This is a genomic window from Streptomyces sp. NPDC028298 (assembly GCF_055565895.1).
The window spans coordinates 597,074-622,654 of the sequence record NZ_JBVHTL010000004.1 but is presented as its reverse complement, the minus strand read 5'-3'; the positions used below and the strand labels follow the sequence as shown (position 1 = coordinate 622,654).

22 protein-coding genes are annotated in these 25,581 nt (G+C 71.7%); 6 read left to right on the top strand and 16 right to left on the bottom strand.

Annotated features, from left to right (window positions below; all coding sequences use genetic code 11):
- Window positions 1-24: 24 nt before the first annotated feature.
- From ACZ4TO_RS21750 to ACZ4TO_RS21710, 9 genes are all read right to left on the bottom strand, one after another.
- Entirely contained in the window at window positions 25-756 is a 732-nt protein-coding gene (locus tag ACZ4TO_RS21750) for a response regulator (RefSeq protein ID WP_468024997.1), read from the bottom strand.
- A complete protein-coding gene (locus tag ACZ4TO_RS21745; RefSeq protein ID WP_468024996.1) occupies window positions 749-2,194 on the bottom strand; it encodes a sensor histidine kinase in 1,446 nt (481 codons plus the stop codon). Before ACZ4TO_RS21745 ends, ACZ4TO_RS21750 begins: the two co-directional genes overlap by 8 nt.
- Entirely contained in the window at window positions 2,194-3,084 is an 891-nt protein-coding gene (locus ACZ4TO_RS21740; RefSeq protein ID WP_385045474.1) for a DUF5936 domain-containing protein, read from the bottom strand. Before ACZ4TO_RS21740 ends, ACZ4TO_RS21745 begins: the two co-directional genes overlap by 1 nt.
- Window positions 3,085-3,097: 13 nt before the next feature.
- The gene (locus ACZ4TO_RS21735) at window positions 3,098-4,042 is read right to left on the bottom strand and encodes a type II secretion system F family protein (protein ID WP_382787901.1); all 945 of its coding nucleotides are present in this window, start codon (window positions 4,040-4,042) and stop codon (window positions 3,098-3,100) included.
- Window positions 4,043-4,199: 157 nt separating this feature from the next.
- Window positions 4,200-5,540 (bottom strand): CpaF family protein, encoded by a 1,341-nt coding sequence (locus ACZ4TO_RS21730; protein WP_382787903.1) that lies wholly within the window; start codon window positions 5,538-5,540, stop codon window positions 4,200-4,202.
- An 18-nt stretch (window positions 5,541-5,558) separates the two neighbouring features.
- A complete protein-coding gene (locus tag ACZ4TO_RS21725; protein WP_382787905.1) occupies window positions 5,559-5,933 on the bottom strand; it encodes a TadE/TadG family type IV pilus assembly protein in 375 nt (124 codons plus the stop codon).
- A 182-nt stretch (window positions 5,934-6,115) separates the two neighbouring features.
- Complete coding sequence (locus tag ACZ4TO_RS21720) at window positions 6,116-7,735, bottom strand: AAA family ATPase (protein ID WP_468024995.1); 1,620 nt, start codon at window positions 7,733-7,735, stop codon at window positions 6,116-6,118.
- Between the two features lie 180 nt (window positions 7,736-7,915).
- Window positions 7,916-8,629, bottom strand: coding sequence for a Flp pilus assembly protein CpaB (gene cpaB, locus ACZ4TO_RS21715; protein ID WP_382787909.1), 714 nt, complete (start codon window positions 8,627-8,629; stop codon window positions 7,916-7,918).
- Window positions 8,630-8,874: 245 nt separating this feature from the next.
- Entirely contained in the window at window positions 8,875-9,759 is an 885-nt protein-coding gene (locus ACZ4TO_RS21710) for a hypothetical protein (RefSeq protein WP_382787911.1), read from the bottom strand.
- Between the two features lie 381 nt (window positions 9,760-10,140).
- Between ACZ4TO_RS21710 and ACZ4TO_RS21705 the strand changes: the two genes are divergently transcribed.
- Both ACZ4TO_RS21705 and ACZ4TO_RS21700 read left to right on the top strand, forming a co-directional pair.
- Entirely contained in the window at window positions 10,141-11,826 is a 1,686-nt protein-coding gene (locus tag ACZ4TO_RS21705) for a chitinase (RefSeq protein ID WP_468024994.1), read from the top strand.
- A gap of 324 nt (window positions 11,827-12,150) precedes the next feature.
- On the top strand, window positions 12,151-13,506 hold the full coding sequence (locus tag ACZ4TO_RS21700) for a M14 family metallopeptidase (protein WP_382787915.1): 1,356 nt from the start codon (window positions 12,151-12,153) through the stop codon (window positions 13,504-13,506).
- An 81-nt stretch (window positions 13,507-13,587) separates the two neighbouring features.
- Here the strand turns inward: ACZ4TO_RS21700 and ACZ4TO_RS21695 are convergent, their stop codons facing one another.
- The 5 genes from ACZ4TO_RS21695 to ACZ4TO_RS21675 form a co-directional block, all read right to left on the bottom strand.
- Entirely contained in the window at window positions 13,588-14,310 is a 723-nt protein-coding gene (locus ACZ4TO_RS21695; RefSeq protein WP_468024993.1) for a hypothetical protein, read from the bottom strand.
- Between the two features lie 64 nt (window positions 14,311-14,374).
- Window positions 14,375-15,859: a GntP family permease gene (locus ACZ4TO_RS21690; protein ID WP_385045486.1), complete on the bottom strand. Its 1,485-nt coding sequence runs from the start codon at window positions 15,857-15,859 to the stop codon at window positions 14,375-14,377.
- 189 nt (window positions 15,860-16,048) lie between these two features.
- Window positions 16,049-16,459, bottom strand: a complete 411-nt coding sequence (locus ACZ4TO_RS21685) for a RidA family protein (protein ID WP_382787921.1) — start codon at window positions 16,457-16,459, stop codon at window positions 16,049-16,051.
- Between the two features lie 7 nt (window positions 16,460-16,466).
- On the bottom strand, window positions 16,467-17,234 hold the full coding sequence (locus tag ACZ4TO_RS21680) for an IclR family transcriptional regulator (RefSeq protein ID WP_382787923.1): 768 nt from the start codon (window positions 17,232-17,234) through the stop codon (window positions 16,467-16,469).
- A complete protein-coding gene (locus tag ACZ4TO_RS21675; RefSeq protein WP_468025062.1) occupies window positions 17,231-18,361 on the bottom strand; it encodes a sugar kinase in 1,131 nt (376 codons plus the stop codon). Before ACZ4TO_RS21675 ends, ACZ4TO_RS21680 begins: the two co-directional genes overlap by 4 nt.
- Before the next feature lie 174 nt (window positions 18,362-18,535).
- On the opposite strand from ACZ4TO_RS21675, the gene ACZ4TO_RS21670 reads away from it, so the two are divergent.
- Both ACZ4TO_RS21670 and ACZ4TO_RS21665 read left to right on the top strand, forming a co-directional pair.
- Window positions 18,536-19,813, top strand: coding sequence for an amino acid deaminase (locus tag ACZ4TO_RS21670; protein WP_468024992.1), 1,278 nt, complete (start codon window positions 18,536-18,538; stop codon window positions 19,811-19,813).
- 114 nt (window positions 19,814-19,927) lie between these two features.
- Window positions 19,928-21,556 carry an N-acyl-D-amino-acid deacylase family protein gene (locus ACZ4TO_RS21665; protein WP_382787927.1) on the top strand — a complete coding sequence of 543 codons (1,629 nt, stop codon included), beginning with the start codon at window positions 19,928-19,930 and terminating at the stop codon, window positions 21,554-21,556.
- A gap of 20 nt (window positions 21,557-21,576) precedes the next feature.
- Here ACZ4TO_RS21665 and ACZ4TO_RS21660 read toward each other — a convergent pair whose 3' ends face one another.
- Both ACZ4TO_RS21660 and ACZ4TO_RS21655 read right to left on the bottom strand, forming a co-directional pair.
- Complete coding sequence (locus tag ACZ4TO_RS21660) at window positions 21,577-22,479, bottom strand: S1 family peptidase (protein WP_468024991.1); 903 nt, start codon at window positions 22,477-22,479, stop codon at window positions 21,577-21,579.
- A 366-nt stretch (window positions 22,480-22,845) separates the two neighbouring features.
- Window positions 22,846-23,478 carry a hypothetical protein gene (locus tag ACZ4TO_RS21655; RefSeq protein ID WP_468024990.1) on the bottom strand — a complete coding sequence of 211 codons (633 nt, stop codon included), beginning with the start codon at window positions 23,476-23,478 and terminating at the stop codon, window positions 22,846-22,848.
- Between the two features lie 126 nt (window positions 23,479-23,604).
- Here ACZ4TO_RS21655 and ACZ4TO_RS21650 point away from each other — a divergent pair, with 126 nt between their 5' ends.
- Window positions 23,605-24,816 (top strand): pyridoxal phosphate-dependent aminotransferase, encoded by a 1,212-nt coding sequence (locus ACZ4TO_RS21650; RefSeq protein ID WP_382787933.1) that lies wholly within the window; start codon window positions 23,605-23,607, stop codon window positions 24,814-24,816.
- Window positions 24,817-24,939: 123 nt separating this feature from the next.
- A complete protein-coding gene (locus ACZ4TO_RS21645; protein WP_468024989.1) occupies window positions 24,940-25,389 on the top strand; it encodes an SCO4983 family protein in 450 nt (149 codons plus the stop codon).
- Window positions 25,390-25,581 lie beyond the last annotated feature (192 nt).

Below are 25,581 nucleotides of genomic sequence, written 5' to 3'. Positions count from 1 at the left end.
GCTGGTGGGGAACGCGGTGCGGAGTCATCGCCCCCACCCCTCGTGCGCGGTGCCCAGCCAGTGGGCGATCGCTTCGCTCCGCGAGGAACTGTGCAGCTTCGCGAAGATGCGATTGATGTGGTTCTTCACGGTCTTCTCCGCGATGAAGCAGGTGGCGGCGATCTGCCGGTTGTTCATACCGGCCGCGATGAGGTCCATCACCTCCACCTCCCTCGAACTCAGACCGAACTCGGACGGATGGACGGCATGGCGGTGAAGTCCCGCCGCCGGTAAGGGCCGAGCCTCCGAAGACTGTGCCACAGCCGGTTGCAGATGCGAAGAGAACGAGTGGGGTTGGTACGAAACTCCGAGTGAATCCGGGACAGTCGGGCGCCCGTGGCGCATCTCCCGTACGGCGGCGATCAGTTCGGCCGCCGTGAACTCGCCATGGACGAGGTAGCCGGAGGCGCCTCTGCGCAGGGCTTCCGCCACGACCTCGGGTTCACGGCTGTACGTCAGCATCATGACGGGCGCGATCGCGCACAGTGCGGGCAGCGCGGTGAGGCCGTCCGTGCCGGGCATCCGGACGTCGAGGAGGACCACGTCGGGGACGAGGAGGGCGGCACGGTCCAGCGCCTCCGCCCCGTCCCGTGCCGCCGCGACGACCGTGATGTCGGGGTGCGCGTCCAGCAGCGCGGTCAGGCCGGCCCGTACGACCGGGTTGTCGTCGGCCACGAGGACACGCAGGGACGGGCCGGGAAGTGCCTGGTCAGGCATGTGCGGCCTCCTCTTGGGAAGTGGGGGGAGCGGGAAGGGCGGCCGTCTGGAGCGGGAGGGTCAGCCGGACCTCGGTGCCCCCGCCGAGGGGCCGGTCCAGCCGGAGGAGGCCGCCGACGCACGCGGCCCGTTCCGTCATGCCGAGCAGGCCGAAATGGCCGGATCTCGTCCAGGCGGTGAGCCTGGCGGGGGTCGCCGGAGCCGGGAGGCCGACGCCGTCGTCACGGACGAGAAGCGCGAACACGTTCGCGGAAACATCGAGTTCGACGGTCAGCGTGCTCGCGTCCGCGTGCCGGTGGGCGTTCTCCAGGGCCTCGGACACGATCGCGAGGACGTGGTGGGCGGCGCTGCTGGGCAGGACCGGGGGCGCGCCCCGGAGCCGTACGACCGGGGCGAGGCCGGTGCGCGCCTCGAAGTCGGATGCCATGGCGTCGAGTTCGGGCAGCAGGTCGATGTCGGGGTCGGTCAGGTCGCTGTGCCGTCGCAGGTCCGTCAGGAGGGTGCGGGACTCGGCGGCGGCGAGGCGCGCCGCGTCCGCGACGGCGGTCGCCTGGCGTTTGAGCGCCCCCGGGTCCCCGCTCTCCGAGGAGGCGGCCAGTGCGTCCGCGGCGAGCGCGAGCCCGTACAGCGTCTTGGCCACCGAGTCGTGCATCTCGCGTGCCATGCGGGCCCGTTCGGACTCCACGGCCTCCGCGACGGCGAGCCTGCTGGTCGCCTCGGCCAGGGCCTGTCCCGCCGTGCCGAAGCGGAACAGCAGATTGCGCAGGGTCACCCCGATGATGCCGGCGCCCACGCAGAAGCCCGCGATGAGCAGGGTGTTGGATCCCGCCCCCGGCCGGTGTTCCCAGGCCCGGAACACCGTGAGCAGCACGACGAGCTGGAATCCGGTGAAGACGCCCGCGCCGCGCCAGCCGTACAGCAGGCCGGACAGGAGCGGGGTGCAGACCGTGGCGTAGGCGAGGGGGGAGGCCGGGGACGCGGTCAGGAGCAGGACCGCGCCGAAGCTGAGGTCCAGGCCCATCAGGGTCGGGTGGGCGAGGAGGCGCGGGCCGAAGCGGTCCCAGTCCCGGAGCATGGCGTAGGAGCCCATGACGCCGAGGACGGCGGCCGCGAGGACCGCGTAGCGCAGGAGGCCGCCCGTGGCGTTCGTCATCGCGAAGGGCGCGCCGACCACGATGGCCGCCAGCCGGACCGCGAAGGCCTGGCGGCACAGCGCCTGGAGGGCGTTGAGCTGGAGGCGGATGCCGCCGGGCGCGGGCGCGTCGTCGGCGAGGTAGCCGGTGCCCCGCTGTTCGCGGGTCCGCGCGAGCCGGAGGAACCGCCGCGCACGGCCTCGCGTGAGGCGGACGGACCGCTGTCCACGGCTTCGCGCGAGCTCGAAGGACTGGCGCAGGCGCTCGCGGGCCGCGCCACCCCGGCTCCTCGGAAGGCTCTTCATCAGCGCCCCAGGATCGAGCCGAAGTCGGTGCCCGAGCCCAGGAACATGCCCGTCGCGATGAGGATCATCGTCGCCGGGAGCATGAACACCAGCGTGACCATCGTGGCCTTGGGGATGGTCTTGGCGGCCCGGCGGCGGGCGTTCTGCGCGTCGGTGCGGCGCATGTCGGTGGCGAGCTGGATGAGGGTCTCGGCGATCGGGGAGCCGAGTTCCTCGCCCTGCTGGAGCGCCGAGACGAACTGGGCCACCTGCTCGGAGGAGTTGCGTCGGCGCAGCTCGTCGAAGGCCTGGCGGCGGCTGACGCCCATGTCCATCTGGCGCAGGGTGATGCGCAGTTCGTCCGCCCAGGGTCCCTCGTACTTCTCGGCGACGCGGTCCAGGGCCTGCCGGAAGCCGAGCCCCGCGGAGACGACGACGGCGAGGACGTCGAGGAAGTCGGGCAGGGTGCGGTCGATGACCTCCTTGCGCTCCCGGACGGCCTGCCAGATGAGGGCGTCCGCGGCGACCAGCCCGAAGGCGAAGGTGAGCACGGCGAAGAGGAGCTGGCCGTTGGAGAGGAAGACCAGCCCGAGGACGACGCCGAAGACCCCGTACACCGCGCGGCGGGCCGCGTAGCGGTTCAGGGTCAGACCGCCGGGGTTGCCGGCCATGTCGATGCGCCGGCGTTTGGCGTCCACCCGCCGCGGGCCCATCAGACGCAGGACGGTCGGCGCGAAGCGCATCCCGAGGCGGTCGACGGCCGAGTCCGCGGCCGAGACACGGGTGCCGCCGACCTCCAGAGCGAGCTGGAGGTCGCTGGGGAGTTTGACCTCGGAGCGGATCATCCGGACGCCCAGGAGGACGCCCGCGACGGCCGCGCCCATCAGGACGGCGAGCAGCAGCGGCAGCATGGTGATCCCTCCCTCACACTTCGATCTTGCCGAGCCGGCGGATGACGAAGAAGCCCACGGTGTAGAGGCCGAGGGCCAGCAGGACGAGGCCCTGGCCGAGGGGGGAGCCGGTGACGCGGGCGAGGGCTCCCTCGTTCGAGGAGTTGATGAGCACGAGCGAGCCGATGCCGAGGAAGGGGACCGTGAAGGCGGTCGCGTTGACCTCGGAGAGCATCGTGCGGACCTCGCGGCGGGTCTCCTTGCGGTCCTCCAGGGTCTGGGTGAGGTTGCGCAGGGAGCTGACGACGGAGCCGCCGGCCTTGTTCGCCAGGACGAGGGTGGTGACCAGGACGATCAGCTCGCGGGAGGGCAGTCGCTCCGACAGCTCCCCGAGGGCGTCGTCGATCGTGCGGCCCAGCATCAACTGGTCCGCCACGTGCGCCAGTTCCTCGCCTGCCGGGGCCTCCAGCTCCTCCGCGGCCATGGCGAGCGCCGTCCGCAGGGCGAGGCCGGCCGCCGTCGCGTTCGCCAGCAGGCGTGCCACGTCGGGGAGTTGGTTGATGAACGCCTCGATACGTTTCTGGCGCTGCCAGTTGAGGAAGATGCCCGCGCTCCACACGCCGAGGAGGGCCGCGATCGGGCCGAAGAAGGGGGCCAGGGTCGCGGCCGCGATCAGCCACAGGGCGACGACCACGGCGGTGACGTAGGTGAAGAACTCCCCCGCCGTGAGATCGAGTCCCGTGGCCGTCAGGCGCAGGTGGATCGTGCGGCCGAGGCCGGTGCGGCGCAGCCGGCGGTCGACGCCCGCGAAGCGGCGTGTCCTGCCGCCCGCCGTCGGGGGCAGGCCGCCGCCGGAGAGGCGGTCGAGGAGGTCCCGTCGCTGGGCGCGGCCCGAGGCGTAAATGTGCACTCCGGCGACGGCGAGCGTGCCGCCGAGGAGCGTCCCGCCGAGGGCGAGGAGTGCGGGGTCGTTGTTCATGGCTGCCTCCCTTCGGAGGTGAGGGGCGAGGGGGTGAGAGGCACGGGGGTAAGGGGCACGGGAGTGAGAGGGGCGAGGGTGAGGAGGGCGGGGGTGAAGGGGGCGGCGGACCGCTCGGCCCGGGACTCCTCGGTGGCGGGTCCCCCTGTCGAAGGCGTCATCCGATCGCCTGCCTCGTGTTGAGTACGTCGATGGCCTCGGCGACCCCGAAGGCGGGCGGCAGCGGCTCGTTGGCGACGTACAGCTTCTCCGCGACCGGGCGCGGGAGCGGTAGGTGCTCGAAGTGGCCCCTCACGACGCGGTCGGATCCCACCGGGCGGGGCACGAAGCGGGTGACGGGGGTGACCCGGAACTGCTCGCGGCCGTGCGAGACGAGCAGCGCGACCTCCGTGACCTTGCGGGAGCCGTCGGCGTGCCGGGACAGCTGGACGACGACGTCGACGGCGGAGTTGATCTGGTCCTTGAGCGCCTCGAAGGGGATCTGGACCTCGGACATCGAGCCGAGGGTCTGCAGGCGCATGAGGGCGTCCTCGGCGGAGTTCGCGTGGACGGTGGCGAGGGAGCCGTCGTGGCCGGTCGACATGGCCTGGAGCATGTCGAGGGTCTCGCCGCCGCGGACCTCGCCCACGATGATGCGGTCGGGTCGCATGCGCAGGGAGTTGCGGACCAGGTCGCGGATGGTGATCTGGCCCTTGCCCTCCACGTTCGGGGGCCGTGATTCGAGGCGGATGACGTGCTCCTGCTGGAGCTGGAGCTCCGCGGAGTCCTCGATCGTGATGATGCGCTCGTGCGAGGGGATCAGACCGGAGAGCGCGTTGAGCAGGGTGGTCTTGCCGCTGCCGGTGCCGCCGCTGACGATGACGTTGAAACGGGCCCGGACGAAGGCGGCGAGCAGCATGAGCGTCTGCTCGTCCAGGGAGCCGAGGCCGATCAGCTCGGGGAGCGTGTAGGCGCGGGGGAAGCGGCGGATGGTGAGGGTGGGGCCGGTCAGGGCGAGCGGCGGGATGATGACGTTGACGCGTTCGCCGGTGGGCAGGCGGGCGTCGACCATCGGGTTGGACTCGTCGACGCGGCGGTTGACCGTCGAGACGATGCGTTCGATGGTCTGCATGAGCTGCTCGTTGGAGGCGAAGCGCAGCGGGAGCTGTTCGACGCGGCCGGCCCGCTCGACGAAGATCGAGTCCGGGCCGTTGACCATGATCTCGGTGATGGACGCGTCGGCGAGGAGCGGTTCGAGGACGCCGAGTCCCAGGGCCTCGTCGACGACCCGGCGGATGAGCTGGGAGCGTTCGGCGGTGGAGAGGACCGGGCCCTCGCGGCTGATGATGTGGCCGAGGACCCGTTCGAGACGGACCCTTCTCTCGGCCGCCGCCAGGCTCGACATCTCGGCGAGGTCGATCTCCTCGAGGAGTTTGGCGCGGTAGACGGCGACGAGGTGTCCGTCCTCACGGGCGGGTCCCCCCTCGTCGGGGGAGGCGATGCGGGATCGCAGGCTCATGGTGTCGGCTCCTCCCGGTCAGTCGTCGGTGGGCATGGTGGCGTGGCGGCTGACGGTGTAACGGTCGAAGAGGGGGATGACGTTGGGGACCGTGACCGTGACCGTGGCGGTGGTGAGGTCGGTCCCGGGCCCTCCCTCCAACGACACGCTCGGGTCGAGCCATCCGCTCACGGCGGCCGTCCCGGCCGCCCCGCCCTCGCCGCCCTGCGAGGCGACCCGCGCGGCCGCCCGCGCCCCGGAGCCGGCCTGGTTGACGCCGTACCCGATGAGCCCGAGCTGGATGGTCGCCATCCCGATGAGCAGCAGGATCGGCAGGAACCCGACGAACTCCAGGATGGAGACGCCCCGGTCGTCCCGGAGCCTGCTCGCGGGTGCGGGTGCCGGTGTGGTCACCGGTGCGGCGGCGGTGACGGGCGCGGGTGCGTCGTGGGTCGGGGGCGTGCCGGTACATCCGTCTGTCGCCGCTGGATCAGACGTCGGTGTGGTGTGAAGCGTCGGCCGATCCGGACGTAAGCGACGGACATGTGATGTACCGGCACGTCCCCTTCCGCCGGATGCCGTCCGCGGGTGCGTCCTCATCCGTCGTCCCCCTCCAGCGCCGCGCCCGCCTTGCCCTGCACGTGGAAGCCCGCGTCGAAGCCGGGGAAGAAGAGCGGGACGTCGACGTCGACGGTGGCCGTCATGACCTGGCCCGACGAGCCGCACGCGATGCCCGCGTCCTTCCAGGAGCCCGGCAGATGCCTGCTCCCCGCCGCCGCGCAGGCGCCCGCGACGTCGCCGTGGACGGCGTAGGCCGCGGTGGCGGCCCGTGCCGCCTCGTCGGCCGCGTTCCCGGCCAGCGAGTACGAGTAGCCGTACAGCACGCACTGCCACAGGATCGTCATGACGACCAGGAGCAGCGGGAACATCCCGGCGAATTCGAGGGTGACCGCTCCCCGGTCGCCGCCCCGGCCGCGGAGCGAGAGCGCGCCCCGGTCGGACGCGGACGCCTTGCGGCGTCTGCCGCCTGCCCCGCCCTCCTGGGGGACGACGAGGCCCAGTTCGGCGGCGAGCGACCACAGCGCCTGTTTGACGGTCGAGCGGGCGTCCAGGTCCTGGAGCCGGCCCGCGTCGACGACCGACTGGAGTTCCTTGAAGGCGGCCGGGACCGCCGCGCGGGCGACCTTGGTGCCGGTGACGCGTTCGACGAGGGACGGCTGGATCTCCGTACCGCGGGCGAAGCGGTTCACGACGGTCGTGGTTTCCTCCGCCTTGCGGATCTGGAGGCGGTCCCACATCCGGACCATGCGTTTGGCGGCGCGTACGGCGACGACGTCGGGGGTGACGAGGAGCAGGGCCCGGTCGGCCATCTCGACGGCCGCGGCGGTGGCGGAGTTCATCTGGGAGCCGCAGTCGACGACCACGACGTCGTGACGGGAGCGCAGCGCGGAGACGACCTGGCGGGCCACGCGGTCGGTGACCTCCTCGCCGCGTTCGCCCTCGGCGGGCGCGAGCAGGAGGGCGATGCCGCTGTCGTGGGTGTAGACGGCGTCCTGGAGGACGCGCGGGTTGATGTCGGTGATGGCCGCGAGGTCGGCCACCGAGCGGCGGAACTGCACGTCGAGGTACGAGGCCACGTCCCCGGACTGCAGGTCCAGGTCGAGCAGCGCCACGTCGCGTCCCGACGCCTTCGCGGCGAGGGCGAGCTGGACGGCCGCGACGGTCGCGCCGACCCCGCCCTTCGCTCCGGTCACCGTGACGACGGTGCCGCCGGGGCCCGCGTACACCTCGGGGGCGCCGCTGTGCAGGTGGCGGCGCATTCCTGCGGACCAGGCGGCGGCGGCCTGGACGCGTTCGGCGAGGGCGTCGTAGCCGAGCGGGAGGCCGATGATGCCGCGCGCGCCGGAGTCCATGGCGGCGGTGAGGACGCCGGTGCTGGTGTCCGCGGTGATGAGGACGACGCCGACGGCGGGGAAGCGCATCACGAGGTCGCGGATCAGGTCCAGCGCCGGTACGGGGCCGATGCGTTCGTGGACGAGGACGACTTCGGGGAGTTCGTCGAGGGACTCGGCGGCCAGGCGCGCCAGGGTGTCGAGGAGGGCGGTCGAGTCGGGTACGGGCGGGGCGGGTTCGGTGTCGGCGAGCTGGCTCAGCAGGGTGGTGAGCGAGCGGGCCGAGTCGATGTCGCCGACGGCGGGAAGGATACGGATGGTCATCGGCGAAGCTCCTCGCTCGCGTGCCGCGCGGCGGCCCCTGTGCCCTGTGCCGCGGCGGGCGACGGCACCCCCGGCACCCGCCGCCGCGTCCCCGACCGGGGGCACGGCGCCGGCCGCGCCCTCGTCGCGGGGGCCGGCCTCGTACGCGGCCCGGTGGGCATGGACCTCATGCGCGGCCTCCTACTTGTCCTCGTCGAGGGTGTACGTGCGGTCGCCGGGCGCCACGATCGTGTCGGAGCCGCCGGCCACCAGGGCGAGCCGGACGTGTTCGGCGAACGACTCGGCGTACGCGACGCGTTGGGCGTCCGCGGTGCCGAGCGCGAAGGTGATCGGGACGGCCTGGGCGGCGCTGTTGCGCCGATCGGCGCTGGACTGGTCGGGTTCGAGGGCGGTGAGCTTGCCGACGTCGATGACGCGGGCGTTCTCGACGATCACCTTGGACTGGTCCCGGCCCTTGTCGTTCTCGGCCTTGAAGGTGGCGTAGATGTTGACCCGCGAGCCGGGGTCGATCTTGCCGGCCACGCCGGTCGAGGCGTCGATCATGATGGCGATCTCCTGCTGCCCCGCGGCCAGCCGGGGTTTGTCGACGATCATGTCGGCCTGCAGCAGGGAGCCCTTCTCCAGCCGGGTCACGGCGATCTTCCCGCGGATCCGCGCGAGGTCGGTGACGGCGGTGGACGACAGCCACCGCTCGGGCATCGAGATCTTCTCGAACTGGTCGGCCGTCAGCTCCTTGTAGGGCGCGATGTCGCTCTTGAGGCGGTACGCCGTGACCTCCGGGCCGACCTTGGAGTTCACGTCGCGGATCACCGAGAGGACTCCGGCGAAGGCGCCGAGGGCGCACAGGACCGAGAGGACCAGCAGGATGACGCCGCGGCGCTGGCGCGAGTTCACTGAATCTCTCCTCGTGGGGCGGAGCCGGGAAGGGGACCGGGCTGTCGTTCCTGCCGGGGATCCGGGGGCTGACCTCCGGGTTGATGCAGCATGTTCAGGACAACCTCGATCTACGGGGACGGCGGGGTCGGGCGGGTGGTGCCGGATGCGCTGTGCGGTCGTGCCGGACGTGCTGTGCGGTTCGTGCCTGGTGCGCTGTGCGGTCGTGCCGGTGAGGTCGTGCGGCTCGGACGGGCCCGAGGGGCCTATGTGGCGCCGCGGGGCAGGGCGCGTACCGGAGAGGCTGCCCGGACGGTCGTGGCCGGAAGCTCCTGCGCCGTGGGCGGCGGCGGCAGCGGGGCGGCGCAGAACCCGCAGCGGTCACCGATGAGTTCGAGGCCGCACCAGCGGCACTCGTCCCGCCGGACGGAGGACACGAGCTGGTAGAGGACGGAGACGTCGTACAGTCCGGCGGCGAACTCGACGAGTCGGTTCGTCCCCCACCAGCGGACCGACTCCTCGGGCAGCGGGACGGTGGCGGCGCCCTGGACCTGCCAGGCGGGCGCGAGGGTGGAGGTGACCCAGTCGGAGGGCGGCTGGCCGGAAGCCGAGAGCAGCCGGGTCCCGAACTCCGGACCGGGCAGCTCCTCCTGGCCGACTCTGATCAGCTCGGCGCGCGGATTGGCCAGTACGGCGAACTGGGCACCCGGCACCCAGGACTTGGCGTGCGACTTCAGGGAGACCGGGACCCGGTCGAGCTTGGCGACCGAGCCGAGCAGGGCGCCGGCGTAGATGTAGTGCGCGAGCAGCCGGGCGGCGGAGGCGAGCACACCGGGGCTGAAGTCGCAGACCGAGAGCTGGCGTAACTGCTGGGCCAGCAGGGCGATCCCGAGCGGTGGCAGCTCGATGCCGAGCAGGGCGATGCGGTCGCTCTCCAGGACGGAGCGGACGGTGTGCAGCCGCCGGGTGACGGCGGTGTCGGCGGAGGCCGGGTAGAGGGCGATGACATACCCGTGCTGCTCGATGAGCGTGTGCATCCCGGTGAGGGAGTCCTCCAGGGTGCCGAGCGGCTGGACGGCCGCCGGCGGAGTCTGCCGGTCGTGCGGTGGGAGCACCAGATCGGGACTGGTGACGGCTATCGCGGTCGGCACGCTGCACACACCCCGTTCGCTGCGGCGGGGTGGTCAACCACCGCCTCAGATCGCCCCTTTGTCGCCATAGAGCGTCACAGTCGTTCCTTCAACGGCCGCGGATCGCCACGGTGACGCCCTCTTGCATCAGCACCATATCCACGGCATGGCCCGCTCAACACCGAATCTCCGAGATCATCTCACCGAAGGTGCGGGCGTGATCAACGGAGAGTAAGCCGTCTCAAAACAACTGGGGCCTCACATAAGGGTGTTGGAAGTGCCGGAGGTCTTGACAACCAGATTGGTCTGGACCAACTTGTATCCACCGGCGGTGGCCACCGTTCCGTTCCCCCTCCCCTCCCCCACCTCTCCCTGGAGGACCCAGTGGACCGCGTCACCCGTATGCCCGGACGGAGATGGGCGGGAGCGCTCGCCGCCGCCGTCACCGCGTCCGTCCTCTCCCTCACGGGCCTGGCGGGCCAGGCCCAGGCCGCCGACGTCAACAACGTCAAGAACGCCGGCTTCGAGTCCGGCCTGAGCAACTGGACCTGTTCGGCGGGCAGCGGCGCGACCGTCTCCTCGCCGGTCCACGGCGGCTCGGCCGCCCTCAAGGCCACGCCCGCCGGGCAGGACTACGCGCAGTGCTCCCAGTCCGTCGCCGTGAAGCCCAACTCGACGTACACGCTGAGCGCCTGGGTCCAGGGGTCCTACACCTACCTCGGCGCGACCGGCACGGGGACGACGGACGTCTCGACCTGGACGCCCAACACCGCCTGGACGCAGCTCTCGACCACCTTCACCACCGGTGCCTCGACGACGTCGGTGACGGTCTGGACGCACGGCTGGTACGGACAGCCCGCCTACTTCGCCGACGACTTCTCGGTGTTCGGCCCCGACGGCGGCGGTGGCGGCGACCCGGCCCCGACGGTCCCGGCGACCCCCGCGGGCCTCGCCGTGTCCTCCACGACCTCCTCGTCGGTCTCCCTGGCCTGGAACACCGTGTCGGGCGCGACCGGCTACAACGTCTACCAGGGCGGCTCCAAGGTCCAGTCGGTGACCGGAACCTCCGCGACCGTCTCGGGGCTCTCCGCCTCGACGTCCTACTCGTTCCAGGTCAGCGCGACCAACTCGGCCGGTGAGTCGGCGAAGTCGTCCGCCGTCACCGGGACGACGAGCGCCTCGGGCGGCGGCGGGGGCGGGGGAACCGTGCCCGCGCACGCCGTGACGGGCTACTGGCAGAACTTCAACAACGGCGCGACCGTGCAGAAGCTCTCCGCGGTGCAGTCGCAGTACGACATCATCGCCGTCGCGTTCGCCGACGCCACCGGCACGCCGGGCGCCGTGAGCTTCACGCTCGACTCGGCCGGGCTGGGCGGTTACACCGTCGACCAGTTCAAGGCCGACATCAAGGCCAAGCAGGCCGCGGGCAAGAAGGTCATCATCTCCATCGGCGGGCAGAACGGCACCATCTCGGTGAGCGACTCCGCCTCGGCCACGAACTTCGCCAACTCCGTCTACTCCCTGATGCAGACGTACGGCTTCGACGGCGTGGACATCGACCTGGAGAACGGTCTCAACGCGACCTACATGTCCCAGGCGCTGCGCTCGCTGTCCGCGAAGGCGGGCTCGTCCCTGGTCATCACCATGGCCCCGCAGACCATCGACATGCAGTCCACGTCGAACTCCTACTTCCAGACCGCGCTGAACATCAAGGACATCCTCACCGTCGTCAACATGCAGTACTACAACAGCGGTTCGATGCTCGGCTGTGACGGCAAGGTCTACTCGCAGGGCTCGGTCGACTTCCTGACGGCGCTCGCCTGCATCCAGCTCCAGGGCGGTCTCGACGCGTCCCAGGTCGGCCTCGGCCTCCCCGCCTCCACCAGCGGCGCGGGCAGCGGCTACGTCTCCCCGACCATCGTGAACAACGCCCTCGACTGCCTGACCAAGCTCACCAACTGCGGTTCGTTCAAGCCCGCCAAGGCCTACCCGGGCCTGCGCGGCGCGATGACCTGGTCGACCAACTGGGACGCCTCCGCGGGCAGCGCCTGGTCGAACGCGGTGGGCCCGCACGTGCACTCCCTGTAGTCCCCACCGCCTGCTCCCCCTTCCCCGGCGGTGCCCCTCCCGGCCCCGTTCGCCGCACACGCGGCGAACGGGGCCGGTGCCGTCGCGCACGGCGTACGGCGTACGGCGGACGCGGCCCGTGCCGCCCGACGGGGGGCGGGTTCGGTGCCGTTCGGCGCGGCTGATTCCCGCCGACACCTCTTGGGCATCTCTTGACCTGCTCATGCCATGGCCTCACCATGAGCGCCACACCCGCACCAGGCACGTCACCTTGCGCCACCCCCCAGCTCCGTTCCCCCACAATTCCGGAGATCCCGGAATTTTCCGGAGAAACAAGGAGACTTCATGCGATTTCGCCCACGTGGCAGTGGCGGCGGGAGCAGAGGCGGCCGTCGCGGCGCCGCCCTCGCCGTTCTCGCGGCCCTCGCTCTCGCGGCTCCCCTGACCGCCACCGCCACCGACGCCACGGCGAACGGGGCCAGGGCCCTCGCGCCCTCGTCCGACGACGTCAGGCAGTACGAGATCCACCAGGGCTCGACCTCCGCCTCCCGGACGCAGATCCAGCGGTCGGGCGTCACCGTGGACGAGGCCGACGCGGAGACCGTCGTCGTCTCGGGCCGCGCCGACCAGATCGCCACACTGCGCCGGCAGGGCTACGACGTCACTCCGCTGGGCTCGGCGCCCGACCGCTCGTCCGGCGGCGTACGGCTCTTCGACTTCCCGACGGCGGACTCGAAGTACCACAACTACGCCGAGATGAACACGGAGATCGACCAGCGGCTCGCGGCCTATCCCGGCATCATGAGCAAGCGGGTGATCGGCAAGTCCTACCAGGGCCGGGACATCGTCGCCATCAAGGTCAGCGACAACGTGGCGACCGACGAGAACGAGCCCGAGGTCCTGCTGACCTTCCACCAGCACGCCCGCGAACACCTCACGGTGGAGATGGCGCTGTATCTGCTGCGCGAGCTCGGGGCCGGCTACGGCAGCGACTCCCGGGTCACGAACATGGTGAACAACCGCGAGATCTGGATCGTCCCCGACCTCAACCCGGACGGCGGCGAGTACGACATCGCGAGCGGCTCGTACCGTTCGTGGCGCAAGAACCGCCAGCCCAACTCCGGCTCCTCGTACGTCGGTACGGACCTGAACCGGAACTGGAACTACAAGTGGGGCTGCTGCGGCGGCTCCTCGTCTTCCAAGTCCTCCGAGACCTACCGCGGCGCGTCGGCCGAGTCCGCGCCCGAGGTGAAGGTGGTCGCGGACTTCGTACGCGGCCGGGTCGTCGGCGGCAAGCAGCAGATCACCGCGGGAATCGACTTCCACACCTACAGCGAGCTGGTGCTCTGGCCGTTCGGGTGGACCACGGCCGACACCGCGACCGGGATGACGGCGGACGACGCCGCCGCGTTCAAGGCCATCGGCCAGAAGATGGCCGCCAGCAACGGGTACACGCCCGAGCAGTCCAGCGATCTGTACATCACCGACGGCTCGATCGACGACTACCTCTGGGGCACCCAGAAGATCTTCGACTACACCTTCGAGATGTACCCGACGTCCAGCTCCGGAGGCGGCTTCTACCCGCCCGACGAGGTCATCGAGCGGGAGACCTCCCGCAACCGGGACGCGGTGCTCCAGCTCCTGGAGAACGCCGACTGCATGTACCGGTCCATCGGCAAGGCCGCCCAGTACTGCTCATAGGGGAGAACGCCCCCGCCGGACCGGCCGGGGGCCGGGGGTCCGCGCGCCCCACCTGACCGGGCGCGCGGATCCCCGTACCGCTTACGGCTTCTCGGCCTCGGCCTCGGCATCCGCCTTGGCTTCGACGTCCGCCTTGACCTCGACGTCCGCCTCGGTGTCGACCTCGGCCTCCGACTCGGTGGCGTGGTCCTCGCCGTCCTCGAAGTAGGCGTCCAGGACGGCGTCGAGCTGCTCCTCCCACTCCTTGAAGCGTGCCCGGGCGTTCGCCTCGATCTCTATCGGATACCAGCGGCGCTCCGGCGTGTGCACCGTGATGGTGAACCGCTTGCCGAAGCGCGGCGACTCCGTCTCGACGGCGCCGATCTCGTCCCAGCGGAACTCCGCCTCCTGGTCGTCCAGGCGCAGCCGGACACCGCTGTGGTCGGCCCGGATCGAGGCACGCCGGTCGGAGGCCTCGAAGACGGGACCGTCGGGGGCGGGTCCGCTCTCCTCCGCGGACCCGGCCTCCCCGTCGGACACGGCCTCCCCGTCGGACACGGCCTCCTCCACGGGCTCGGCCTCCTCCGCGATCTCGGTCTCCTCCGCGATCTCGGCTGCGGGCGCCTCGTCGGACGCCGCCTCGTCGGAGACCACGTCGTCGGAGACCGTCCCGTCGGAGACGGTCTCCTCCGCGGTGGCCTCCTCGGTCTCCGCGACCGCGTCCTTCGGCTCCGCCGGGACGGGTGACGTAAGCCCGGGGATGTACGCCGGGTTCACCGCGGCGGCGTCCAGGGGCTGGCTCTTCGAACCTATGCGCTGCTCCACAGCGGGAAGTATGGTCGAAGATCCTGTGCGGGACACAGCCAGGCCCGAATTGGCGATGCCACTGTTACACGAAGAGACTCACGACGGCGGCCACGGCGAACCCGGCGACGGACAGCACCGATTCCAGGACGGTCCAGGTCCTCAGCGTGTCGCGCTCGCTGATGCCGAAGTACTTGGCCACCATCCAGAAGCCGCCGTCGTTGACGTGCGAGGCGAAGATCGAACCCGCCGAGATCGCCATGATGACCAGCGCGACGAAGGCCTGGGAGTGGTCGCCCTCGGTGAGCAGCGGCGCGACGATGCCGGCCGTGGTGACGATCGCGACGGTGGCCGAGCCCTGGGCCACGCGCAGGACCAGCGAGATCAGATAGGCCAGGACGATCACCGGGAGGCCGACGTCGTTGAAGGTGTCCGAGAGTGCCTGGGCGACCCCGCTGGCCTTCAGCACGGCGCCGAAGACGCCGCCCGCGCCGACCACCAGCAGGATGTTGCCGACCGGCTTGAGGGACGAGGTCGACACCTTCTCAAGAGACTTGCGGGACCAGCCGCGCCGGATGCCGAGCAGGTAGTAGGCGAGGACCAGGGCGATGGTCAGGGCCACGAACGGGTGGCCGAAGAACTCGATGACCGAGCGGAGGGTGGAGGGGTCGAGGGCGATCGAGGAGAAGGTGGCCGCGAGGATCAGCACCAGCGGCGTACCGATGATGCCGAGGACCGTGCCGAGCGGCACCGGCTTCTCCTGGGGCTCCACCCCCGACGCCCGCTGTTCCTCGACGACGGCCCGCTTGGCCTCGGCGGCCGCCTCGACCATGTCCTGCGGTACGGGGACGAAGAGGCGCCTGCCGATCCAGGCCGCGTAGACCCAGGCGGCCAGCACGGCGGGGATGCCGCAGACGATGCCCATGAGGACGACCCAGCCGAGCTGGACGTGCAGCAGCCCCGCGGCGGCGACCGGGCCGGGGTGCGGCGGCAGGAAGGCGTGGGTCATCGACAGACCGGCGAGCAGCGGCAGGCAGTAGAGCAGGATGGACTTGCCCGACCGCTTGGCGGCGGCGTAGACGAGCGGCGCGAGGACGAAGATGCCGACGTCGAAGAAGACCGGGATGCCGAAGATCAGGCCGGTCAGGCCCATGGCGAGAGGGGCCCGCTTCTCCCCGAAGAGTCCGAGCAGCCGGGACGCCAACACCTCGGCCCCACCGCTGACTTCGAGGATCGCGCCGAGCATCGTGCCGAGGCCGATGATGATCGCGACATGGCCGAGGATGCCGCCCATGCCCGACTCGACGACCGAGACCGCGTCGGACCTCTGGACCGTGCCGAACAGTTCCGTGACCGAGAGTCCGGCGGCGAGGCCGACGGCTATGGAGACGGCGAGCAGGGCGACGAACGGCTGGAGCCGGACCTTGATGATCAGGAAGAGGAGGAGCGCGATGCCGAGGGCGGCGACCGTGAGCAGACCGGCCGTGCCGTCGAGGAGGAGCAGGAGACCGCCGGTGTGCGGTGGGGCCGGTGGGGCCGGGGCTGTCGCTGCGAGCGGGTACGACGACATGTCGGGGGAGCCTCTTTTTCGTCAGTCCGTGGGGGCTTTCGGGCAGGGCGGATCGCGGTGCGGCTCCCCGTGGGTGGTGGGGTGCCGCACCGTGACGTCGTACGTGGTGCGGGAGTTGCGCGGGTCGCGCCGGATGTGCGGGTCTCGCGGTCGCGCGGGAGTGGCGCGGACGCGGGCCCGGAGGGGACGTCAGCCGAGAACGGCGAGGACGTCGATCTCGACGAGGAGTCCGGCCGGCAGGCCGACGTAGACCGTCGTGCGGGCGGCGGGGGGCGCGGTGAGGCCCTGCTCCTCGAAGTACTGGTTGTAGATCTCGTTCATCTCGGCGAAGTGGCCGGTGTCCGTGAGGTAGACCCGGATCATCATCGCGTCGTCCCAGCCGGCGCCGCCCTCTTCGAGGATGGCCTTGACGTTGGCGAGCGTCTGGAGGGTCTGCTCGCGCAGGGTGGGACCGGCGGGCGTCGGGGGCCTGCCCTCCTCGGCGGGCAGGAAGCCGACCTGGCCGGCGACCTGGAGGATGTTCCCCTTCCGCACGCCGTGCGAGAACTTGGCGGGCGGGGTGGTGTGGGTCGAGGGGGTGAGGGCGGTCTTGTCGGTCATGCGGTGATCATTCCTTCGGGTCTTCCTTCGTGGGGGCTTTGCCGGAGTAGTCGCGGCTGATGGCGTCGGCCGTGCGGCGTACCAGCGGGAGCAGGGTGAGGAGTTCCTCGGCGGTGACGACGACGTTGGGCGCGGAGACCGACATGGCGGCGGCGACGCGTCCGTCGGCGCCGCGGACGGGTGCGGCGACGCAGTTGATGGATTCCTCGTGGCCGCCGAGGTCGGTGGCCCAGCCCTGTTCGCGCACCGTCGCCAGTTCCTTGAGGAAGGCGGGGGCGTTCGGGGTCGAACGGGCCGTGTACATCGGGTAGTCGAGCCTGTCGGCGACGGCGCGGCGTTCGGCCTCGGGCAGGTCGGCGAGGAGGAGTTTGGCGACCGCGGCGACGGTGATGGCGACCGGTTTCCCTATGCGCGAGTACATGCGCACCGGGTAGCGGCTCTCCACCTTGTCGATGTACAGGACCTCGTTCTCCTCGTACACGGCGAGGTGGACGGTGTGTCCGCAGCTCTCGTTGAGGCGGACGAGATGGGGGTGGGCGATCTCGCGGACGTCGAGGTTCTCGACGGCCTCCTGGGCGAGGGCGAAGAGGCGGGCGCCGAGCCGGTAGCGCTGGTCGGACTGGCGGTACACCAGGCCGTGTTCGTTCAGGGTGCGCAGCAGGCGCAGGGCCGTGGACTTGTGGACGCCGAGGCGGTCGGCGACCTGGCCGAGGTCGGCGGGGCCCTCGGCGAGCAGCGGCAGGATGCTCAGCGCTCGGTCGACGGTCTGGCTCATGGCGTACGTACCTCCTCGACGGCCCGTGGGTCGGCTTCGGTCCAGCCGGGGCCGAGACGAAGTGTCTCCCAGGCACGGTCGTCGAGAGCCGCCAGCCGGTCGGCGAGCCCCCGGGCGGGCGGCTCGGCGAGGTCGCCCGGGACGGTGAGGGCGGCGGCGGCCGTCAGGTGGCCGTGCCGCAGGCGGTCGCGGGCGGGCAGGCCGCGCAGGGTGGCGGAGAGGAACCCGGCGGCGAAGGCGTCGCCGGCGCCGACGGCCGCGACGACGTCCACCCCGAGGGCCCGGACGAAGGTGGCGGTGCCGGTCGGGTCCTCGGTCCCCTCGGGCGCCTCCGTGCCGGACCCGTCGAACACGACGGCTCCGTCCCCGCCGTACTTGACGACCAGGACGTCCGGTTCGGGCAGTGCCGCGCGGATCGCGCGCGCTCCGCGCAGGCCCCAGGCGTCGCGGGCCTCGTCGTCGCCGACGAAGACGATGTCGGCGCGGCGCGCGAGGTCGAGCAGGACGCGCGGCCCCTCGGGGTGGCCGCGCCACAGCCCCGGGCGGTGGTTGACGTCGAAGGAGACCAGGGGACGGCCGGTCCGGGGGGCGGTCAGTTCGCGCATCAGGTCGAGACAGCCCTCGGAAAGCGCGGCGGTGATGCCGGAGAGGTGGAGCACGCGGCCGGAGCGGGCGGCGGCCAGGTCCGTGTTCCCCGCCGTCATGGCCGAGGCGGCGGACCCGGCCCGGTAGTAGGCGACTTCGTGGGCGTCGGTCGCCCGGTCGCCCGCGGTGCGGAAGTAGACGCCGGTGGGCCGGCCGGGGTCCCGGCGCACGGCGGAGGTGTCGACGCCGTACGCGCCGATCGCCTCCACGAGGTGGTCGCCGAACCCGTCGGCGCCGACCCGGCCGACCCAGCGGGCGGAGTGACCGGAGCGGGCGAGCACGCAGGCGACGTTCGACTCGGCGCCGCCGATCCCCCGCTCGAAGGACGGCACGTCGGCGAGGCGTCCGGGGCGCGTGGGCAGGAAGGTGACCATGGACTCGCCGAGCGCCACCACGTCGACGGTGCCGGCGTCGGTGCCGGTGCCGGTGCCGACGACCGTGCCGGTGCCGGCGGCGGTCTCGGTGCCGGCGTCCGGGGACATGGCACCCGTGGGTCCGTTGCTGCTCACGGTGGTCGGGGCTCCTCGCTCTGGCGGCCCACGGCGGCGAACGGCACCGTTGACCCTGCGTCGGCTGGGATGTTAGACAGCAGCGAACGACATACGCAATGAGCGTTGCACATGATGCAACACGACCGAACAGGCCGAGGAGGCCCCATGAGCGCCGACACCGCCGCCGCACCCCTGGCCGCTCTCGCGGCGGAGCGCGTCGACCACCGTTTCAAGGGCCTGCCGCCGGACGCCGACGGCCTGAGCGTCGGCGAGTTGGCCGCCCAGCGCCGCAACCTCTTCACGGACGGCTTCACCACCCCCGTCCTCGCCCTCTCCGCCGAGCGCCTGACCCACAACCTCGAACTCATGGAGACGTACGCCGACCGGCACGGCCTCTCCTTCGCCCCGCACGGCAAGACGTCCATGGCGCCCCAGCTCTTCTGGCGGCAGATCGAGCACGGCGCCTGGGGCATCACCCTGGCGGTCCCCCACCAGGTGCGGGTGGCCCGGGAGTTCGGCATCGACCGGATCTTCCTCGCGAACGAACTCGTCGACCCCGCGGCCCTGCGCTGGATCGCCGCCGAACTCGCCGCGGACCCGGACTTCCGTTTCGTCTGTTACGTCGACTCGGTGCGCGGGGTGGAACTGATGGACGCCGCGCTGCGCGGGAGCGCCCGCCCGGTGGACGTCGTCGTCGAACTCGCCGCGGGAGAGGGCGCCCGTACCGGCGCGCGGACGGAGGAGGACTGCGCGGCCGTCGCCGACGCCGTGGCGGCGACCGGGACGCTGCGGCTGGCCGGGGTCGCCGGGTACGAGGGGGAGGTGCCGGACGCGGACCCCGAGCGGGTGCACGCCTGGCTGCGGCGGCTGACCGCGCTGGCGGCGGCCTTCGACGGCGCCGGGCGGTTCAAGGACGTCGACACGATCGTCGTCAGCGCGGGCGGCAGCGCCTGGTTCGACGCGGTCGCCGACGTCTTCGCCGAGATCCCCGAACTCTCGCTGCCCGTACTGAAACTGCTGCGCTCCGGCGCCTACGTCTCGCACGACGACGGCCACTACCGCAGGCTCACGCCCTTCGCCCGGGTCCCGCGGGAGGGCGCCCTGCACCCGGCCTTCCGCCTCTGGTCCCAGGTCGTCTCGCGGCCCTCCCCCGAACAGGCCTTCACCAACGCCGGCAAGCGGGACGCGGCCCACGACCTCGATCTGCCCGTCGCCCAGGTCGTGCGCCGGGGCGGGGCCGAGCGTCCGGCGGACGGCATCGAGGTGAGCAAGCTCTCCGACCAGCACGCCTGGCTGCGCACGGAGCCCGGGGCGGACCTGGAGGTCGGCGACTGGGTCGGCATGGGCCTGTCCCATCCGTGCACGTCCTTCGACAAGTGGCAGCTCATCCCGCTGGTCGAGGCGGACGGCACGGTCGTCGACTACGTCCGTACGTTCTTCTAGACGTCCCCGCGCCCCTTCCCTCCGAGGAATGCGTACGCCCTTCCTCATTCCGAGGAATCCGTACCCCCTCTTCCCTCCGAAGATCTCCAGCCCCACCGAGACGGGAGTCGCCCCATGGACCACGCCGACCTGGTCCTCCAGGACGTGGACGTCGCCGACGGCAGCGGCGCGCCGACGTATCGCGCGGACGTGGCCGTCAAGGGCGGCCGGATCGTCGCGATCGTCAAGGAGGCCGCGGCGGCCGGCTGCCAACGGCCGCGCGGCACGAGGGAACTGGACGCGGAGGGCCTGGTCCTGGCCCCCGGCTTCATCGACATGCACGCGCACAGCGATCTCGCGCTGCTGCGGGACCCGGACCACAGCGCGAAGGCCGCCCAGGGCGTGACGCTCGAAGTCATCGGCCAGGACGGCCTGTCGTACGCGCCGGTCGACGACCGTACGCTCGCCGAGGTCCGCCGGACGATCACCGGCTGGAACGGCCACGGCGACGACATCGACTTCGACTGGCGTTCCGTGGGCGAGTACCTGGACCGGCTCGACCACGGCTTCGACGGCGAGGGCATCGCGGTCAACGCCGCCTACCTCGTCCCCCAGGGCACCGTCCGCATGCTCGCCGTCGGCTGGGAGGACCGCGAGGCGACCCCCCGGGAGCTGGACCGGATGCGGCGGTTGGTGGCGGACGGGCTGCGGGAGGGCGCGGTCGGCATGTCCTCGGGACTGACGTACACGCCGGGGATGTACGCCCGGGACTCCGAACTCACCGCGCTGTGCCGGGTGGTGGCGGAGCACGGCGGCTACTACTGCCCGCACCACCGCTCGTACGGGGCGGGCGCGCTGGAGGCGTACGAGGAGATGGTGGCACTCACCCGCGAGGCCGGCTGTCCGCTCCATCTCGCCCACGCCACCATGAACTTCGGGGTGAACGAGGGCAGGGCGCCGGAACTCCTCGCCCTGCTGGACAAGGCGCTGGAGCGGGGTGCCGACATCACCCTCGACACCTATCCGTACACCCCGGGGTGCACCACCCTCGCGGCGATGCTGCCGAGCTGGGCGGGCGAGGGCGGCCCGGAGGCGGTGCTCGCCCGGCTGCGGGACGACGACACCGCCGAACGGGTCCGGCACCACATGGAGGTCGTGGGCGCCGACGGCTGCCACGGCGTGCCCATCGCGTGGGACACGATCGAGATCTCGGGGGTGAACGACCCCGGGCTCGGTACGTACGTCGGCCGGACCGTCCGGGAGTCGGCCGACCTGCGCGGCGAGGAACCCTGGACCACCGCCCGGCGGCTGCTGGTCGAGGACCGGCTCGGCCCCACGATCCTGCAACACGTCGGTCACGAGGAGAACGTCCGGGCGATCATGCGCCACCCGGTGCACACCGGCGGCTCGGACGGCATCCTGCACGGCACCAAACCGCACCCGCGCGCCTACGGCACCTTCCCGCACTACCTGGGCCGCTACGTACGGGAGTTGGGCGTCCTGACGCTGGAGGAGTGCGTCGCCCATCTCACCGGCAGGCCCGCCGCCCGGCTGCGGCTGCCCGACCGCGGTCTCGTCCGCGAGGGGTACCGCGCCGACCTGGTCCTCTTCGACCCGGCGACGGTCGCGGCGGGCTCGACGTTCGCGGAGCCGCGCACCCTGCCCACCGGCATCCCGCACGTCCTGATCGACGGGCGGTTCGTCGTCGAGGACGGGCGCCGGACGGACGTGCTGGCGGGACGGGCGGTCCGCCGGACGACGTGACCGCCCGCCCTCCCGCGGTGTTACGGCTTGGGCAGGACGCACCCGCTCCGGGCCAGGTCGAGCTTGTTGCCCGTCGTGAAGCAGGCCGGGATCTGGTAGGTCTCCTCGGCGTAGTTGATGCCCTGGCGGACGGTGACGGTGCCGTTCGCGTCGACCTCGCAGGGGTTGTTCACCGTGCAGCGTTCGCCGTCCTCGTTGCCGGTGTTGTTGACGGCGACGACCTTGCCGGTGGACTGGTCGACGACCGGCGAGCCCGAGGTGCCGCCGATGGTCTGGCACGCGGAGGTGTAGCGGACCGAGTCCTTCCAGGTCCAGCCCCCCTCCTTCAGGCGGTACACGAACCCGTCGACGTTGCAGCTGTAGAGGCGCTTCCAGTAGCCGGAGGCCACCGTGATGGCGGTGCCGGCGACCGGGTGCGTGTCCTGCACGGTCAGCGCGCTGATGCCGTACGAGTTCTTGATGGTCGCGTAGGTGCTGGTGAGCTGGTAGATCGTGATGTCCGTGTCGGTCATGGTCGAGTACGCGACCTTGCTCGCGCGCAGGGTCGCGACCCTGGTGCCCGCAGAGTTGAGCAGGCCGAAGGTCCGGCTGGACGACTGGCCGACGATCACCTCACCGGGGTCCGGGAAACCGGTCTCCAGGCAGTGGCCGTTGGAGAGCACGAGCGCCGGGTCGGTGTCCGCCGAGTTGGGGAAGCGGATGACCGAACCGGAGCAGTTGCTGAGCGAGACGGTCCCGGCGAGGCTGACGGCCTTCAAGGTGGGCGCCGCCTGGGTGTCGGCGGCGTCGACGGAGGCCCGGACGTGCGCGGGAGCCGCGTAGGACGCGGGTACGGCGTGGGGAGCGGGTGCCGCGACCGCGGGTGCCGCGCCCGCCCCGGACAGCACCAGGGCGAAGACTGCGGCGACGAGAGGCTTTCTCATGTGGGGGTCCCCTCTTGCGACTTGGGGCGGCCGGAGGTCGTCCGTCCGCCTTCCGCTGACCGGAGGTCTTCCGGCCAGTTGTTGTCATGCGCATTGTGAGGGGAGAGGGAAAAGTGAACAAGGAGCGGTTTCCGGCCTGGAGTGCCGGAAACGGCGTATGTCGCCTCGGCGGCGTACAGCGCGCCGGCGAGGTGCGCCGCGTCGCCGCGGCGGAGGAGGAACGCGCCACGGCGGAGGAGGAGCGCCCCACGCGTGGAGGCCCGACAGGCCCGGAGCCCGTGGAGGGTTCCCGTCCGGCACCCCAGCCCTGACTCTCACCGGGCAGCCGGGAATCGCCGGACAGCCCTTGGTGCCCTGACCCTGGCCCTAGCCCCAGCCGCCGTGCCCGCGGCCGTGGCCGTGGCGTCCGGTGGGGCTCGTCGTCGACGGGGTCGGGGCGGGGGCGGAGGTCGTGGGTGCCGTGGACCTGCTCGCGCTCGGGCTCGCGGAGGCACTCGGGGACGCGGACGCGCTCCGGGAAGCGGTGCCCGTGCTCGCGGACGCGAGGGTCGAGGCGGACACCGACGGGGCGGCCGGCACCACGGGCACGTCGGTGGCCGACGGCCGCGCCGAGGAGGCGTCCGGTTCCGCGGGGCCGGTCGCCAGGCGCACGGGCTCGGACGTCCGCGAGGGCGCGCCGTCGCCGGACCCGTCGGCCGCGCCGGAGTCGAGGGCGGCCAGGGTGACGACACCGAGGACGACGGCGACGGCCGCGCCCCCGGCCACGACGATGCGCCGCTTGTTCCGGGCACGCCTGCGGTGCCGGGTCCGCTGCTGCTGCCGCCCGGCGCCGCCGACGACGGGCAGGGAGGTCGTCTCGTCGCCGTCCGTGTACGCCTTCCGCCAGCCGTGCGCCTCGGCGGGATCGGCGTACGCCTCGTAGGCCAAAGGCGTGTCCTCGTCGCTCTGCGGGAGGTACACCGTCGGCCGGGCTTCGGGATCTCCGGACTGCCAGGACATGATCGCGCATTCTAGGGATCACCTGGGGGTTCGGCGCAGCCGAAGGACAAAGATGCCGGAACCGACACGGCTCACGTGGTGAAAAACACGCCCCGGCGTACGGCGGGCGGTCGTAAGCTCACGGGCATGCAGGTGATCCAGTCCACGAAGCTCGCCAACGTCTGCTACGAGATCCGGGGTCCGGTTCTTGAGGAGGCGATGCGGCTCGAAGCGGCCGGTCACCGCATCCTCAAGCTCAACACGGGCAACCCGGCCGCGTTCGGGTTCGAGTGCCCGCCGGAGATCCTCGAGGACATCCTCCGCAACGTCTCCTCGGCGCACGGCTACGGCGACGCCAAGGGCCTGCTCGCCGCCCGTCGCGCGGTCGTCATGCACAACCAGACCCTGGGCATCGAGACGGACGTCGACCACGTCTTCATCGGCAACGGCGTCTCCGAGCTCATCGTGATGGCGATGCAGGCGCTGCTGGACGACGGCGACGAGGTGCTCGTACCGGCGCCCGACTACCCGCTGTGGACCGCGGCTGTCTCCCTGTCCGGCGGCACGGCCGTGCACTACCGCTGCGACGAGCAGTCCGACTGGATGCCCGATCTCGCGGACGTGGAGCGGAAGATCACCGACCGCACCAAGGCGATCGTCATCATCAACCCGAACAACCCGACGGGCGCGGTCTACGACGACGCGATGCTCCGGGGGCTGACGGACATCGCCCGGCGGCACAACCTGCTGGTCTGCTCCGACGAGATCTACGACAAGATCCTGTACGACGGTGTCACGCACACCGCGACCGCCAAGATCGCCCCCGATCTGCTCACCCTCACCTTCAACGGCATGTCGAAGGCGTACCGGGTGGCGGGCTACCGCGTCGGCTGGATGTCCGTCTCGGGGCCGCGCGCGCACGCCGCGTCCTACATCGAGGGACTGACGATCCTCGCGAACATGCGACTGTGCGCGAACATGCCGGGACAGCACGGCGTGGTGGCCGCGCTCAGCGGGCGCCAGACGATCAACGACCTGGTCCTGCCGGGCGGGCGTCTGAAGGAGCAGCGGGACGTCGCCCACGAACTGCTGACGCAGATCCCGGGTGTGACCTGCGTGAAACCGAAGGGGGCGCTGTACCTCTTCCCGCGCCTCGACCCGAAGGTCTTCAAGGTCAAGGACGACCGGCAGATGGTGCTCGATCTGCTGCGGGCCGAGAAGATCATGGTCGTCCAGGGGACGGGCTTCAACTGGCCCGAGCCGGACCACTTCCGGGTCGTCACCCTGCCGACGGTCGCGGATCTGACGGACGCGGTGACCCGGATCGGCTCGTTCCTGGACGGCTACGGCCAGCCGTGACACCCGCCGGGACGCGGCCCGCGCTCACCCTGAGTGTGCGTGGCGTCCCAGTATGCGAACCAGCTCAACTTTAGACGAAATCCAAGCTAGGATGGCTTCCTGTCAGGCACAGGAGGCCATTCCATGTACGAACCGATCCGGTCGAAGTCGGTCCACACGACGGTCGGCGCCCCCTCCTCCGACTTCCCCCACCGGTCGCGCGAGGAGGAGCTGGACATCCAGCTCGCCGGCCACCTCGCGGCACTGCTCGCCGTCACGGACGAGATCCGCGCGCTCGCCCCGTCCGCCGACCTGGACGCGGGCGCCGAGCGGCTGACCCAGCAGGTGAGCCGGCTGCGCGGCGGCGCCCCGCTCCGCGCGCAGGCCGCCCCGGCCGCCCCGGAGGCCGGCGAGTCCCACCTGTCGGCCCTCCACCGGCGGGCCCACGCCCTGGCGGGCCGTGCCCTGGTCGTCGCGGCCTCCCGCGCCGACACGGCCGCGGCGATCCTCTCCGCCGAGCGGATGGACGCCCACGCCTCCGCCTCCGCCGCCCCCTCCGCCACCGCAGAACCCCGCGAGCTGGCCACCCACTGACACCCCGGCCCTCGCCGTCCGCCCGGCCCCCGGGCCGGACCTCCGGCCTCCGGGCCACCCCCTCGGGCCCCTGGCCCGAGGCCCCGTACGGCCCCGGTCCGCGCGTCTTCGAAGTGACGCGCGGACCGGGCGCCACGCCCACCCGTCCATCCGTGACAGGCCCCGCGCCGGCCGGGTAGCGGCAGCCCCTCC

What these genes read in the sequence shown, in the direction of transcription:
- ACZ4TO_RS21690 (WP_385045486.1), bottom strand. Translation starts at nt 15,859, where the DNA reads ATGTCGTCGTACCCGCTCGCAGCGACAGCCCCGGCCCCACCGGCCCCA.
- ACZ4TO_RS21750 (WP_468024997.1), bottom strand. Translation starts at nt 756, where the DNA reads ATGCCTGACCAGGCACTTCCCGGCCCGTCCCTGCGTGTCCTCGTGGCC.
- ACZ4TO_RS21720 (WP_468024995.1), bottom strand. Translation starts at nt 7,735, where the DNA reads ATGACCATCCGTATCCTTCCCGCCGTCGGCGACATCGACTCGGCCCGC.
- ACZ4TO_RS21665 (WP_382787927.1), top strand. Translation starts at nt 19,928, where the DNA reads ATGGACCACGCCGACCTGGTCCTCCAGGACGTGGACGTCGCCGACGGC.
- ACZ4TO_RS21680 (WP_382787923.1), bottom strand. Translation starts at nt 17,234, where the DNA reads ATGAGCCAGACCGTCGACCGAGCGCTGAGCATCCTGCCGCTGCTCGCC.
- ACZ4TO_RS21705 (WP_468024994.1), top strand. Translation starts at nt 10,141, where the DNA reads ATGCCCGGACGGAGATGGGCGGGAGCGCTCGCCGCCGCCGTCACCGCG.
- ACZ4TO_RS21700 (WP_382787915.1), top strand. Translation starts at nt 12,151, where the DNA reads ATGCGATTTCGCCCACGTGGCAGTGGCGGCGGGAGCAGAGGCGGCCGT.
- ACZ4TO_RS21675 (WP_468025062.1), bottom strand. Translation starts at nt 18,361, where the DNA reads ATGTCCCCGGACGCCGGCACCGAGACCGCCGCCGGCACCGGCACGGTC.
- ACZ4TO_RS21645 (WP_468024989.1), top strand. Translation starts at nt 24,940, where the DNA reads ATGTACGAACCGATCCGGTCGAAGTCGGTCCACACGACGGTCGGCGCC.
- ACZ4TO_RS21650 (WP_382787933.1), top strand. Translation starts at nt 23,605, where the DNA reads ATGCAGGTGATCCAGTCCACGAAGCTCGCCAACGTCTGCTACGAGATC.
- ACZ4TO_RS21660 (WP_468024991.1), bottom strand. Translation starts at nt 22,479, where the DNA reads ATGAGAAAGCCTCTCGTCGCCGCAGTCTTCGCCCTGGTGCTGTCCGGG.
- ACZ4TO_RS21745 (WP_468024996.1), bottom strand. Translation starts at nt 2,194, where the DNA reads ATGAAGAGCCTTCCGAGGAGCCGGGGTGGCGCGGCCCGCGAGCGCCTG.
- ACZ4TO_RS21670 (WP_468024992.1), top strand. Translation starts at nt 18,536, where the DNA reads ATGAGCGCCGACACCGCCGCCGCACCCCTGGCCGCTCTCGCGGCGGAG.
- ACZ4TO_RS21740 (WP_385045474.1), bottom strand. Translation starts at nt 3,084, where the DNA reads ATGCTGCCGCTGCTGCTCGCCGTCCTGATGGGCGCGGCCGTCGCGGGC.
- ACZ4TO_RS21655 (WP_468024990.1), bottom strand. Translation starts at nt 23,478, where the DNA reads ATGTCCTGGCAGTCCGGAGATCCCGAAGCCCGGCCGACGGTGTACCTC.
- ACZ4TO_RS21685 (WP_382787921.1), bottom strand. Translation starts at nt 16,459, where the DNA reads ATGACCGACAAGACCGCCCTCACCCCCTCGACCCACACCACCCCGCCC.
- ACZ4TO_RS21735 (WP_382787901.1), bottom strand. Translation starts at nt 4,042, where the DNA reads ATGAACAACGACCCCGCACTCCTCGCCCTCGGCGGGACGCTCCTCGGC.
- ACZ4TO_RS21730 (WP_382787903.1), bottom strand. Translation starts at nt 5,540, where the DNA reads ATGAGCCTGCGATCCCGCATCGCCTCCCCCGACGAGGGGGGACCCGCC.